13 protein-coding genes, 1 tRNA gene and 2 pseudogenes are annotated in these 12,870 nt (G+C 50.0%); 7 read left to right on the top strand and 9 right to left on the bottom strand.

Annotated features, from left to right (window positions below):
- The first annotated feature begins 213 nt into the window (after positions 1–213).
- From rpsU to rpoD, 3 genes are all read left to right on the top strand, one after another.
- Entirely contained in the window at positions 214–429 is a 216-nt protein-coding gene (gene rpsU / locus C1N58_RS00245; protein ID WP_001144069.1) for a 30S ribosomal protein S21, read from the top strand.
- A gap of 116 nt (positions 430–545) precedes the next feature.
- Complete coding sequence (dnaG, locus tag C1N58_RS00240; RefSeq protein ID WP_394550313.1) at positions 546–2,291, top strand: DNA primase; 1,746 nt, start codon at positions 546–548, stop codon at positions 2,289–2,291.
- Positions 2,292–2,840: 549 nt separating this feature from the next.
- The gene (gene rpoD / locus C1N58_RS00235) at positions 2,841–4,685 is read left to right on the top strand and encodes an RNA polymerase sigma factor RpoD (protein WP_028723590.1); all 1,845 of its coding nucleotides are present in this window, start codon (positions 2,841–2,843) and stop codon (positions 4,683–4,685) included.
- 72 nt (positions 4,686–4,757) lie between these two features.
- Here the strand turns inward: rpoD and mug are convergent, their stop codons facing one another.
- Positions 4,758–5,273: a G/U mismatch-specific DNA glycosylase gene (mug, locus tag C1N58_RS00230; RefSeq protein WP_054633119.1), complete on the bottom strand. Its 516-nt coding sequence runs from the start codon at positions 5,271–5,273 to the stop codon at positions 4,758–4,760.
- 302 nt (positions 5,274–5,575) lie between these two features.
- Between mug and C1N58_RS00225 the strand changes: the two genes are divergently transcribed.
- A tRNA-Ile gene (locus C1N58_RS00225) sits at positions 5,576–5,651 on the top strand.
- A 263-nt stretch (positions 5,652–5,914) separates the two neighbouring features.
- Here the strand turns inward: C1N58_RS00225 and C1N58_RS00220 are convergent.
- Positions 5,915–6,310 (bottom strand): annotated as a pseudogene (locus C1N58_RS00220) (phage tail protein); the annotation flags it as partial.
- Positions 6,311–6,589: 279 nt separating this feature from the next.
- Here C1N58_RS00220 and C1N58_RS00215 point away from each other — a divergent pair.
- Together C1N58_RS00215 and C1N58_RS00210 are read left to right on the top strand one after the other, a co-directional pair.
- The gene (locus C1N58_RS00215; protein ID WP_394551400.1) at positions 6,590–7,135 is read left to right on the top strand and encodes a hypothetical protein; all 546 of its coding nucleotides are present in this window, start codon (positions 6,590–6,592) and stop codon (positions 7,133–7,135) included.
- A gap of 20 nt (positions 7,136–7,155) precedes the next feature.
- Complete coding sequence (locus C1N58_RS00210) at positions 7,156–7,596, top strand: WapI family immunity protein (RefSeq protein WP_394564482.1); 441 nt, start codon at positions 7,156–7,158, stop codon at positions 7,594–7,596.
- On the opposite strand, the gene C1N58_RS00205 is transcribed toward C1N58_RS00210, so the two are convergent.
- From C1N58_RS00205 to C1N58_RS00195, 3 genes and pseudogenes are all read right to left on the bottom strand, one after another.
- Complete coding sequence (locus tag C1N58_RS00205) at positions 7,593–7,784, bottom strand: tail fiber assembly protein (protein WP_072209571.1); 192 nt, start codon at positions 7,782–7,784, stop codon at positions 7,593–7,595. The two genes, C1N58_RS00210 and C1N58_RS00205, sit on opposite strands and share 4 nt — an antisense overlap.
- Positions 7,785–8,298: 514 nt before the next feature.
- Positions 8,299–8,586 (bottom strand): annotated as a pseudogene (locus C1N58_RS00200) (DUF1493 family protein); the annotation flags it as partial.
- Between the two features lie 549 nt (positions 8,587–9,135).
- The gene (locus C1N58_RS00195; RefSeq protein WP_394564481.1) at positions 9,136–9,327 is read right to left on the bottom strand and encodes a toxin-antitoxin system HicB family antitoxin; all 192 of its coding nucleotides are present in this window, start codon (positions 9,325–9,327) and stop codon (positions 9,136–9,138) included.
- 138 nt (positions 9,328–9,465) lie between these two features.
- Between C1N58_RS00195 and C1N58_RS00190 the strand changes: the two genes are divergently transcribed.
- Positions 9,466–9,996: a hypothetical protein gene (locus C1N58_RS00190; RefSeq protein WP_394564480.1), complete on the top strand. Its 531-nt coding sequence runs from the start codon at positions 9,466–9,468 to the stop codon at positions 9,994–9,996.
- A 372-nt stretch (positions 9,997–10,368) separates the two neighbouring features.
- Here the strand turns inward: C1N58_RS00190 and C1N58_RS00185 are convergent, their stop codons facing one another.
- From C1N58_RS00185 to C1N58_RS00170, 4 genes are all read right to left on the bottom strand, one after another.
- Positions 10,369–10,590 (bottom strand): ogr/Delta-like zinc finger family protein, encoded by a 222-nt coding sequence (locus C1N58_RS00185; protein WP_033739904.1) that lies wholly within the window; start codon positions 10,588–10,590, stop codon positions 10,369–10,371.
- Positions 10,591–10,663: 73 nt separating this feature from the next.
- On the bottom strand, positions 10,664–11,821 hold the full coding sequence (locus tag C1N58_RS00180) for a contractile injection system protein, VgrG/Pvc8 family (RefSeq protein WP_394564479.1): 1,158 nt from the start codon (positions 11,819–11,821) through the stop codon (positions 10,664–10,666).
- 1 nt (position 11,822) lies between these two features.
- A complete protein-coding gene (locus C1N58_RS00175; protein WP_394564457.1) occupies positions 11,823–12,326 on the bottom strand; it encodes a phage tail protein in 504 nt (167 codons plus the stop codon).
- Positions 12,259–12,828: a hypothetical protein gene (locus C1N58_RS00170; RefSeq protein WP_394564478.1), complete on the bottom strand. Its 570-nt coding sequence runs from the start codon at positions 12,826–12,828 to the stop codon at positions 12,259–12,261. Before C1N58_RS00170 ends, C1N58_RS00175 begins: the two co-directional genes overlap by 68 nt.
- Positions 12,829–12,870 lie beyond the last annotated feature (42 nt).

Genomic DNA, 12,870 nt, shown 5'->3' with positions numbered 1-12,870 from the left:
ACGCAAAAAGTCATTTTCTGCTGCCTAAAGAGTGCGCTATACTCCCGCCCCCGGAAAAAACCGGCAGCCGCACAGGCACACGCTCCTGTTGGTTCTTAATTATCCATGGTGCTTTACAAGCCGACGCGAGTTGGAGTAAAATGCTGCACCATTTTGAAATGTGCTGGCGCCGCAGTCAGCAGAAAAACCGAATTTTATTGAGGTGAGAGTTACATGCCGGTAATTAAAGTACGTGAAAACGAGCCGTTCGACGTAGCACTGCGTCGCTTTAAGCGTTCTTGCGAGAAAGCAGGCGTTCTGGCTGAAGTTCGTCGTCGTGAGTTTTATGAAAAACCAACGACCGAGCGTAAGCGCGCTAAAGCATCTGCAGTTAAGCGTCATGCCAAAAAACTGGCTCGCGAAAACGCACGCCGCACTCGTCTGTACTAATATCCCGGAGGTTCGCCTCCACAGCGTGATAAACGCAGACTGAGTCAAGTAAAAGGCCGTGCTTTCCGAAAGGAAGCGCGGCTTGTTGTCGTTTATGAGCTGAAAAAACGGGGCTTATGGCAGGACGAATTCCACGCGTATTTATCAATGACTTACTTGCCCGCACGGACATCGTGGAGTTGATCGATGCTCGCGTAAAGCTGAAAAAGCAGGGAAAGAATTATCATGCGTGCTGTCCTTTTCATAATGAGAAAACCCCCTCTTTTACCGTAAATGGCGAAAAACAGTTTTATCACTGTTTTGGTTGTGGTGCGCACGGTAATGCCATCGACTTTCTGATGAACTACGATCGTCTGGAGTTTGTTGAAAGTATCGAAGAGTTAGCCACTTCTCACGGGTTAGATGTCCCTTACGAAGCGGGTAACGGGCCCAGCCCGATGGAACGCCATCAGCGCCAGAGCCTGTACCAACTGATGGACAACCTTAACGGTTTTTATCAGCAGAGTTTGCAGCAATCCAGTGCCCAGTCAGCGCGCGATTATCTTCAACATCGCGGCCTGAGCGCCGATATCATTAATCATTTCGCGATAGGTTATGCCCCCGCCGGTTGGGACAATGTTCTCAAACGCTTTGGTAAGCAGCCGGAAGATCGCGAGTCATTAATGGAAGCGGGCATGCTGGTCAATAATGATAAAGGCCGGGTTTACGATCGCTTTCGCGAGCGCGTGATGTTTCCCATCCGCGATAAGCGAGGCCGCGTTATCGGCTTTGGCGGCCGCGTGCTGGGTAATGATACGCCGAAGTATCTTAACTCGCCCGAAACGCCTGTTTTTCATAAAGGTCGTCAGCTGTATGGCCTGTATGAAGCCTTAAAAAATCATCCTGAACCGAAACGCCTGTTAGTGGTGGAAGGCTATATGGATGTCGTTGCCCTGGCGCAATACGGCGTGGACTACGCGGTTGCCTCACTGGGTACATCGACCACGGCTGAACATATTCAGTTGCTGTTTCGCAGTACGGATAACGTGATTTGCTGTTACGACGGCGATCGCGCCGGACGTGAAGCCGCCTGGCGAGCGCTTGAAACCGCATTGCCTTACATGAATGACGGTCGTCAACTACGCTTTATGTTTTTACCTGACGGCGAAGACCCGGACACGTTGGTTCGCAAAGAAGGTAAAGCCGCATTCGAAGCGAGGATGGAGCAGGCTATGCCGCTCTCTTCGTTTTTGTTCGACAGCCTGTTGCCGCAGGTCGATTTAAGCTCTCGTGACGGCAAAGCGCGTTTAAGTACACTGGCATTGCCACTGATCACGCAGATTCCTGGTGAAACGTTACGCATTTATCTGCGTCAGGAACTGGGAAACAAACTCGGTATTCTGGATGATGCGCAGCTTGAAAAGCTGATGCCTAAACAGGCACAGGGCGCAAGCGCACCGGTTGCTCCGCCGCTGAAACGCACCACAATGCGCGTTCTGGTGGCGTTGCTGATTCAGAATCCACAACTGGCAAGTCTGGTCCCTGCACTGGATGGGCTGGCCGAGTCAAAAATAGCCGGTTTACCGCTATTTATTGAATTAGTGAAGCGCTGTAACGAGAATCCTGGATTGACCACCGGTCAGCTACTAGAGTTATATCGCGGAACAAATTTTAGCCAAACGCTTGAAACACTGGCCGTGTGGAACCACATGATAGTGGATGAAGAGAGCGAAGCGGTGTTCCAGGATTCCCTGGCCAGTATTTATGACGCGGCTCTGGAAGAACGACTGGAGTTCCTGATTGCGCGAGAACGCACCCACGGACTCAGCACCGACGAACGTCGCGAGCTCTGGACACTGAGCCAGGCCTTCGCGAAAAAGTAACAGGTTACCCTACCTGCTGCTGTCCGTAACCGGAGCGGCAGGTTTAGTTATTCAGGGCGAAGCAGGTTTTGTCGCGGTAAGCGAACCGTTACCTCCGCTATGTGAGGATGACGAGTACCGCCAGTGGCAAACATGTTGTGAAAGCCAGCTTCCGCCTCGGGCTATTGGCGTTGAAGCAGGTTTTGTCGCTGAAAGCGCGCAGTCACCGGAGCGTACTGATGTACGTGAGGATGACGAGCACTGTCAGAGGCAAAATGGCGAGTAAGCCAGCTTCCGCCCTCGGGCCGTCGGCGTCGAAGCAGGTTTTGTCGCTGAAAGCGCGCAGTCACCGGAGCGTACTGATGTACGTGAGGATGACGAGCACTGTCAGAGGCAAAAATGGCGAGTAAGCCAGGCCCGACATAAAATTTGCGGCTTAAGTGCCGATTACTAATGGGCAAAGCCCAGGCCGCGACGAAGGCAGCGGCGAGAACGAAATGCCTTCAATGTTATTGTTGGCTCGCTGCCGACCGACACCAATCTAATTAACAGAAGTGTGGATACCGTCTTATGGAGCAAAACCCGCAGTCACAGCTCAAGCTTCTTGTCACCCGTGGTAAGGAGCAAGGCTATCTGACCTATGCTGAGGTCAATGACCATCTGCCGGAAGATATCGTCGACTCCGATCAGATCGAAGACATCATCCAGATGATTAACGACATGGGCATCCAGGTGGTTGAGGAAGCCCCGGACGCCGACGATCTGATGCTGAATGAAAACAGCTCCGATACTGACGAAGATGCCGCGGAAGCTGCCGCTCAGGTATTATCCAGCGTTGAATCTGAAATTGGCCGCACCACCGACCCGGTTCGCATGTACATGCGTGAAATGGGTACCGTTGAACTGCTGACCCGCGAAGGCGAAATCGACATCGCGAAGCGTATTGAAGACGGTATCAACCAGGTTCAGTGTTCCGTTGCTGAATATCCGGAAGCCATTACCTACCTGCTGGATCAGTACGATCGTGTTGAAGCCGGTGAGTCGCGTCTGTCAGACCTTATCACTGGCTTTGTCGATCCTAACGCAGAAGAAGACCTGGCACCGACCGCCACCCACGTCGGTTCTGAGTTGTCAGAAGAAGATCGTAATGACGACGACGATGACGACGAAGAGAGCGACGACGACAGCTCTGACGACGATAACTCTATCGACCCGGAACTGGCGCGCGAGAAGTTCTCTGACCTGCGTACGCAATACGAAACGACGCGCGATGTGATCAAGAGCAAAGGACGCAGCCATGCGGCCTCTGTCGCTGAGATCCAGAACCTGTCGGACGTCTTCAAACAGTTCCGCCTGGTACCGAAGCAGTTCGACTACCTGGTGAACAACATGCGCGAAATGATGGAACGTGTCCGTACCCAGGAGCGTTTGATCATGAAGCTGTGTATTGAAGTGTGCAAAATGCCGAAGAAAAACTTCATTACGCTGTTCACCGGTAACGAGACCAACGAGAGCTGGTTCAAAGCCGCACTGGCGATGAACAAGCCATGGTCTGAAAAACTGCTGGACGTGCAGGATGACGTGATGCGTTCGCTGCAGAAGCTGGCACAGATTGAAGAAGAAACCGGCCTGACCATCGAGCAGGTGAAAGACATTAACCGTCGTATGTCGATCGGTGAAGCGAAAGCCCGCCGCGCGAAGAAAGAGATGGTTGAAGCTAACCTGCGTCTGGTGATTTCAATCGCCAAGAAATACACCAACCGTGGTCTGCAGTTCCTGGATCTGATTCAGGAAGGTAACATCGGTCTGATGAAAGCGGTTGATAAGTTTGAATACCGTCGCGGCTACAAATTCTCGACCTACGCCACATGGTGGATTCGTCAGGCGATTACCCGTTCTATCGCTGACCAGGCGCGTACCATCCGTATTCCGGTGCATATGATTGAGACCATCAACAAACTCAACCGTATTTCGCGCCAGATGCTGCAGGAGATGGGCCGTGAGCCGACGCCAGAAGAACTGGCTGAGCGCATGCTGATGCCAGAAGATAAGATCCGCAAGGTGCTGAAGATTGCCAAAGAGCCTATCTCTATGGAGACGCCGATTGGTGATGATGAAGATTCACATCTGGGTGATTTTATCGAAGACACCACGCTGGAGCTGCCGCTGGACTCTGCGACCTCTGAGAGCCTGCGTTCTGCGACCCACGACGTGCTGGCTGGCCTGACCGCGCGTGAAGCCAAAGTGCTGCGCATGCGTTTCGGTATCGATATGAACACCGACCACACGTTAGAAGAAGTGGGCAAACAGTTTGACGTTACCCGTGAGCGTATTCGTCAGATTGAAGCGAAAGCCCTGCGTAAACTGCGCCACCCGAGCCGCTCGGAAGTGCTGCGTAGCTTCCTCGACGACTAAGTCCGTTAAAACCCCGGTTCGCCGGGGTTTTTTATGTCTGCTGCCCTGCCCTTTTCCCGCAAACCGCCACCATTAACGCCGCTGCTGTAACGCCTCGTACATCTGGCGATATAGCGCCACCATCTCTTCCAGTGAGGCCCGGTTTAATCCGCTGGGATTCGGCAACACCCACACCTGGGTTTTCCCCATGTAGATCGGCTGCTCGCCCCACTCCACTTTGCTCTGACGAAACGCGCGTTTAAAGGCATCTTTGCCCAGGATAGCCAGCGCGGCAGGCTGATAGCATAGAACCTTGTCCATCAGCCGCTGACCGCCATCACGTAGCTCATCACTGGCCAGTTCATTTGCCTGAATGGTCGGACGCTCGACCAGCATCGTAATACCACAGCCGGTCTCCAGTAAGCGCTGCTCTTCTTCCGGCTTCAGTTGCTGCACCGTAAACCCTGCCAGGTGAATCACCTTCCAGAAGCGATTGCCCGGATGGGCAAAATGATAGCCGGTGTGCGCGGTCGACTGACCGGGATTAATGCCGCAGAAGAGGACGTTCAGGTCCGGTGCAATGATATCGGTGATGTTGTGTTCGCTCATGGGGCCTCCTGGCTTTGCGCTGCGTCCTGGCCGCTCACGCAAAGAATCCGTATTCGTCATAATCTTGCCAGTGGTTAACGCTTATTTGCGGAGCAATGTCGTGATCGCGGCTGTCTTTCCTACTGTTAAGCCCAATAAGACAATCGCGCTTCACCGCGCATGCGACGACGCTGCGTATCAGCGTAGCGTTTTTGGCGGTTTTATCATAGTTATCAGCAAGTAAAACATTGCTGCTTATTTCAGCAACCAGCCGAACAACGCTGGATTGCCCCGAATAGATACTTTATAATCCCCGCTCCATTGGCCCCTTAGCTCAGTGGTTAGAGCAGGCGACTCATAATCGCTTGGTCGCTGGTTCAAGCCCAGCAGGGGCCACCAGATTTCACCTGTTGAATCAGGATATTAAGCCACTTTTAGCCGAGTGGCTTTTTTGTTTCTATAGGCCAGCGTCACAAAAGCATCACATGACTTTATTCGTTCTTTTTGAACGCAGATACAAAAAGCATACTTTCGCGAGCTTTCAGTGAAGTAACGATTACCTTCTGTCGTTATGCGTAAAAATCGGCACCTTATTAGTCTGGCCCGGCGAGACGATCATCCCCGCTATGCTTTCGTACGTTTTGAAGGTGCACCTGCTACGCGATCCTGGCGAGCGCGATCGCCATTTCCAGCGAGTTAAGGCCCGGCACGCCGAGCTGATTCTGCGCTTAACCGGACTTTCATTACAGTGTATTGGCCGTTTTCGTAAGTGGTACCGATGATGTTTGAGATGGTTTCCGCTTCGGTCGCACCCACGGCAACGCGCACCAAGACATTAACCGATTTGGCCTGGTCGAAAATCGCCTGCTAGCGTGCATTTTGCCCCGGCTTTGGCGATACCACCCTACACGTTAGCAAACAATACCGGCGTATTCAGCGGTAGTGTCGGCGTCCCAGGCGGTACAGACCAGCCCAATAATCGCGGTAGAGATGATGGAAATGGTGCGAGTGCCATCCATGATTTCGACGATGCAGATACCATGACAGTAATCAGACATCTGATGCCCCCGTAAAATGGATGTGCTCAGAGTGTCAGGTCAGGCGATGCCGTTTATACAATTAGGGTTTGTTGAAGAATGATCGGGCATTTACTCGGGAATGATCGCTTTGCCTTCCTGTGGCACTATGAACAGCCATCATCAAAAAGAGGGAACGAGAATGATCTCAGGAAGAGCAGAAAGACAGGAACCTGGACGGTATTACACTTTTGAGTCAAGATTGCCCCCGGAGAATTTTTTGAGCTTCGGCCACAACATCTACCACGCAATGCTCAGCCGGTGCTTGATGAAACAAGCGGTATGTGTATCGGCTACACCGTGGCTCAGGCTCCCGGCCTCTGGCAAATTTATGATGCACAGGGCCATTTTGTCCGGCTTGAAGAGGCTCCGCTTGAAACGCCGTTGTTCGATCCCACTGATATTGCACTGATTGCTTTTGGTGTTTTCCGCATTCTCCGCACTGGCCGTGCTTTATTTGAAGCGGGTACGCGAACAGCGATTACAGCAAAGCTTGGCCAGGGGACTATTTCATTTTTGCGCGCCCGGTTCAAACTCGGCTTATCTGTACGCAACCTGAAAATGACCGAAACGGCTGCTAAGCACATGTATGAAACGGGTCGGTATGTTCCTTTACATATTCAGGAAAAAGCTATTCGTTTTGGTAAGCGAACGACCGATCCCCGGAAAGTTGAAGGCCTGTACAGATACGAAATTGAGATGTACAAGCTTTATCGTAAGAAGGCCACTACTGAGTATAAAAAATACACACTCGAAGTTGTGGTAAGAGAGTCCGACTGGACAATCATCCACTTTATGTATTTTTAAAAACCGACAGGAACGCATCAATGTTTGATATTAAATACGAGAAATTTACGTTTACGGTTTCTCCTTTTGAAAGAGTGGTCGATAACGACATTGACCCTGAACATCATCGCTGGGACTGGATAAAATCTTTTGTTGAATTTTCTGTTCCTGGCCTGAAAGCACAGTTTCAAACTGAATTTACGGTAGGTGAGCTACTGGAACTACGTGAGCAATTTGCAGCGCACCATAACGCTTTAATTGCTCAAAGAGAGATAAAGCCTTTCGTGTTTCAAAGCCAGTGCCATCAACTGAATATGATAATCAGGAAAGTAACCGGCGAAGAGGTTGTAATTATTGAATATGACCTTCGTCCTGAAGCGCATGCTGACAGCGCTCAGGTGAAAGGTGATTTCGGCATCAATGAGAGCTACTTCCCAGATATTTTAAAACGGCTGGATGAGATGATTGAATGGCAAAATTAAGCCTTCCCGCCTCTAAAATTTTCCTGATAGTCCCCGCTGTAACGGGGATGTTTCTGTTTAGGCTTTCCCGGCCAACTAATATCCGGTGCCGTTAAGGTCTCCACGCGGTAGGTTCTCCATTGCTCCAGTAGCGCTTTCTCGCTCTCCATGGCGATGCCCAACTCGTCCGCATCCTGTAAGGGCGGAATAACGTATTACACCTCACATTACGCTAAGAATGGCACACTTTGACCTACTCACATTTCCCCCATGAGTTTGCGCGGACCAGCCACTGTAAAACAGGTCCGCAGATCCTATACGCTTTCCTGGATTGCTTTCGCTCAACGTTTTCAGCTTTGGCAAAATTTTGCTCTCAGTGCGTTGGTAACGCATACAGAGCGTACAGCAGGTATGCTATTTTTTTAACCTGACAAAATATCGGTAGATTTTTTTTGCCAGACAGATAGCGACAATGCCCAGCAAAATCGATGTTATACCGAGAAAAAACATTAACGAAAGGAGATGGCTAAAAATCCCGCCCAGGCTTGTGAAATCGCTGAGTCTGACGAGTTGTTCTGGGGTTAGTGTACGAACCATTATTTCCGGAAGAATCAGAAAACATATAATGACTGCTAAAATATAAATCGTCTTATTTTTTCCCTTTTTCATTATTTTCCTGTCTGAGTTTGAGGGTAAGGTATTTTCTGTTTTTGATTTTTCTTCATCCGTCCAGTGACCTGCTCGGGCCGAGTCAATCAGTAATTGAATGGTCAACGCCTTTTCTGCTTTGCCATTATCTTCAGGAAAATAGCGAGTGAAATTGATTTCATCTAAATTAATCGAAAATTTCTCTGTGAATCCCTCTAGTAAATCATAGGCATCTAACGGGTTCATTCGAAAATCTTCATTAAGATCGGTATTATGTTTGAGCGGATACCGCTTAAAGGTAAATATGCTTCGACCATTGTAAGTCTCAACAAGATCGAGTACTGATTTTTCTGTCTCGTCCATTATCGTAGTCTGCTCTTCTTTCTGGCAATCTTATTTTATTTGAATGTTATCTCATAGCTAATCTTGTAAGCGTACAACTTAGATTGCTCATTCATTTATAAGGACCTTACATCCTGATTATTTACTTTGAGCAAGTCAATATGGGTAAGTCCCGATTCACTGAACATCATATTACAGATAAATATTGAAACTTCATGGTGTTTTGAAAATCGCCATGAAAAAGATTATACGGTTGAGGTTAAACCCACTTACTGTATCTTACATAAAGATAAGCAACGATACCGACCCAGGCAACCACAAACCCCATTGGGTAAAATGGAACGAATCGCACAATAAAATAAGCACCAACAACACTGACTATAATCGGTACAAGATAGAAAAAAGATTGCAGTAACCATACAATAAAAAGCTTCATTTACTCACAACTCCATCAAAGCCTCAGCTATTTTATCAAACTTGTAATGGCCACATTAAAAACTTCACAATAGCAAAATTTAGCTTTTTTTCATTTACCACACATATAATTAACTCAATATTTCACGTACAAATTTACCCCTCCGGATCAATTCCCCTTGCCTTTAACGCCTCTCTCGCCAGATTCTTCAGCCAGCTTGCCAGACTAATTCCTTCTTCAGCTGCAACCGCATCGAGCTGTTTTTTCAAGGCGGGATCAATGCGCATTTGAAATTGTGGGGACTTGCCTCCACCTTTTGGTTTTTTTTCACGCATTATAATTGACATGTACTGACCTATTCCCTCATTTTAATCCTTTAAAAGACCACACTAACATGAGGCCTTTTATGAGAGCAACGCCCCGGCAGTGATGCAACACATACCGGAGCGTCTGACCACAACGTTCACTCTAAAGGAAACAACGCTATGGCTAATACCAATAGTAACACAACCACTCATTATGAAATCGTGGACATTCAACCAGTTATCGAACCGGCAGTATCAACCCTTTTGAAAACGCCGCTTGGCACCACGCACGATCTGTTTCAGGTGATGGATACGTGCGTGCGTTATGTGGATGCCCTGATTGAATGTCACGATATCGCCGCTCGTATGGCACTGTGCGGCCGTTTGCTGGCTGCACTGGAAGTATTGAAAGTTCTGTTAGACCAGCCACTGCCAGAACACCTGATTAAACGCCTCACGCTGGAGAAAGGTAATGACAAAGCCTGTCGCAGCGGTTGTTCGATAGATTCGGAAGAGATGCGGCAATATTGCAGCGCATTGACGTTAGTGTTGCTGAATCAGCCGGCTTCTACAGACTTGCAGAAACACATCACCGGCTTGTTATTCCAGATGATTAACATCATGACTGATGACTTAACCGCGCCGCGTTTTGTGCAAACAGCGTCGGGGCTGGTGATGATCGATAGCAAATTTACAGATAGCGTTCATTAATTCCGACCCTTTCCCTTCTTCCCTTTGGAAGAAGGGAATTCGCATACCGAATTCAAATCCCAGCGCGGACTTACTCTTAGTACCAAAATACTTTATCACCCCTGCGTTTTCTTCTGCCGAAAATCGCCACGCTTTTTCTCTCTTCACCGGAAGCCTGTTTTGCCTGACTCATATCAGTGAAATCTTTTTATTCCGTACAGTAATTGCCAGTGTCCCCAAGGGCCCCGGCCCTCACCACCGTACAGTTATTAACAGAACTCCAGAGGCCGCTGTCGCGCCCTTGAACGTCAACGGCTCGCTGGCCTTCAGCCTGATCTCCCAGCGATCCCATCCAGGCCGCAGCCATAAAAAAACCCGCTTTCGCGGTTGGGCTTACAGCAGCTGCGGTGACGGGTTATTGCTGCCTTTCGCCATCACCGGCACGGTATTAATCTGCGCCGGTTCGACGATAATCCCGGATACGCTCTCCAGGGTTTTAAAGGTACAACTGCAGTTAATGTTCTGGCACTGGTGATAACGTTCTTTCGTCTCTTTCGAAACGTAACGGCTGCTTTTCGTATGGGCGGCGGTCTGACATTTTGGGCAATGCATCATAGTTGTTCTCCTCTCTGGCATACAATCACATTAGCCAAAGACTAAACAAAAAGCAACAATAATTAGACTTAACCTAACCAGCTTGATTTTCTACTAAGATGTAGTCCACGTTTTCAGTCATCAGCTCCAGGTTCAACTGGGTGGTAAAGCCACTTTTATCGAGGGTATGCACGATATTGGTAATCAGCCATTTTTGATTATCGATGACCGATTTAAAACCTTGAGCTTTGACCGGCGTTTCAGGAATCAACTCCGCAGCACCCAGCGCCAGTAGGATCTTCAGCGTAGCCCGGTTGCGTTGCAGTTCCTGCCACTTTGCCTTAGCCGCCTCCTCTGCTTCCTCCTGGCTACTGAAGTGCGTATTCAGTACATACAGCTTCTTATTGCTGCCAAAAACATAGGTTTTTCCCGGGTCTTGTTGCCCGATTGTGGGGATATTTTTGGCCGCGGGATGGACAGGGTTCACCGCCGGTGTTGCTGGCGGTATCGTGTTGACGGTTACCCCTTTCTGCTGCGCCTTTTTCTGATCGTACCATTTTGCTTCTACGCCACTGTAATCGTCGCGCTTAAACAATTTGTACTCATACTTATCGCCATCCTGTCGGTTCAGATTCAGGAGTGAAATCGGCTTTCCGCTCACGGTCACGCCCTGCCCGGGGGCAAAGAACTGCAGCATTTCTTTTTTAATTGTCGCCACCGCGCCAACCAGCATAGCCAGACGAGTAATAAATGTGCCGTCCGTTTCCTGCGTTTGATCGAGATGCTTAATCTTTTTCTTAGCTATCTCCTGCGAAACTTTCCACTTGAGGTTGTTACGTTTCGCGATTTTCTCCACGGCCTCGCCAACCGTCATGTCTGGATATGAATCAGTGATTTTAACATCGAGAGTGCCACTAAAATCGGCGCTTCGGGCGACCACCGTTATCGTGTCCGGCGCGCCCTGGTAGGTGACCTCATCAATGAGGTAGATGCCTTTATTTGCAAGCGGCTGTCCTTTCCAGCCAATCTCCAGGGCGATTTTTGCGCCAAAAGGCGGCATGACCAACTGGCCGTCGCTGTCGTCCAGCGTCAGCTCCAGTTGATCGGCCTGCAAGCCACGGTTATCCGTTAACTTCAGAGAAATCAGCCGTGGGCGAATATCTTCCGTTTTATCCTTCGTCTCAATTTTGATATTGAAGTCCGGCGTCGGCGCAACGCGCAGAGGCACCGGAATCGGGGCGATATCGCTCATCTCAGCGCCCTCCGCTCAGCGCAGAGGTAACGCTGTTGATGACAGAACCCACCCGTTGCGCTGCGTCACTGGCCCGGTTTTGCAGTTCTTCCGCCTGCCTTTTTAAGTCGCCGAACATGCTGGTCAATGAAGCGTCTACCCGCAACAGGTTGAGGGTAAAACCTATCTTGCGCGCGCTGCCGTCGCTGTAGAATTCGGTATGCGTGGCCGAGAAATCTGTGACGACAAACATGCCGTAAATAATGCCATTGCCGCCAATCAGCGGCCACGCCAGGCCTTCATCGGCCATCGCCTTCAGTGCCAGCAGCGTGACATTGCCGCCGGTGATTTCAGGCCGGAGCTCGCCAGACAGGGTGATTTTATCGTCACCGGCACCCAAAAACTGGGTCGACTCACGTCGCCCCACGCGACTGTTTTTCGCCCAGCGATAGCCCACGTCATGCTTCAGATTGTCGAAGGGAAGGGTTTGCCGTACAAACGGCATCATGCCTAATATCATCATCATGGTGAATTAATCCGGCTAAACATGGAGTTATAGCTGCTATCAGCCGTGGACCACGGCGATGCCGTGGAATACTGTGCAACGGCCTGTCCGATCGCCTGGGGTCGCCTGTCGCATAGATGTTGTTGGTTACGGTGTGCTGACGGTTATCCACGTTTGAATTGTTAACCGAAGGCAAAGGCTGACTGAGCGTGCTGTTAAGGCTGGCGCGCGATGCGGCCGGACGGGCATCCGCGTTATCCTCATCCTCGTCGTCCTGCTCGCGCATTTTGGGCGGTGGCAGCTTGTCTTTCACCTTGTCAGATTTCTCATCGATGATGCCAAGTTTGCCCAGCACCCAGTCAATGCCGCCCCGCAGTTGGTTAAGGGCTTCACCAGGCAATTTCAGCGCTGTCGCCAGCATGTTGCCGAAGCGCTGCCCCATCTCCCCTGCTGAAGCCAGCTCCTGCTGAGAAAACTTCACGGGTTCCAGCAGCTTCGAGAACCATGCGCCCAGCTCAGACACTTTGTTACTGAACCAGTCAAATACCGGCTTCAGCGGCGCGAA

This window comes from Pantoea sp. SGAir0180 (assembly GCF_043546245.1).
This window is presented reverse-complemented; position numbering and strand designations above follow the sequence as displayed.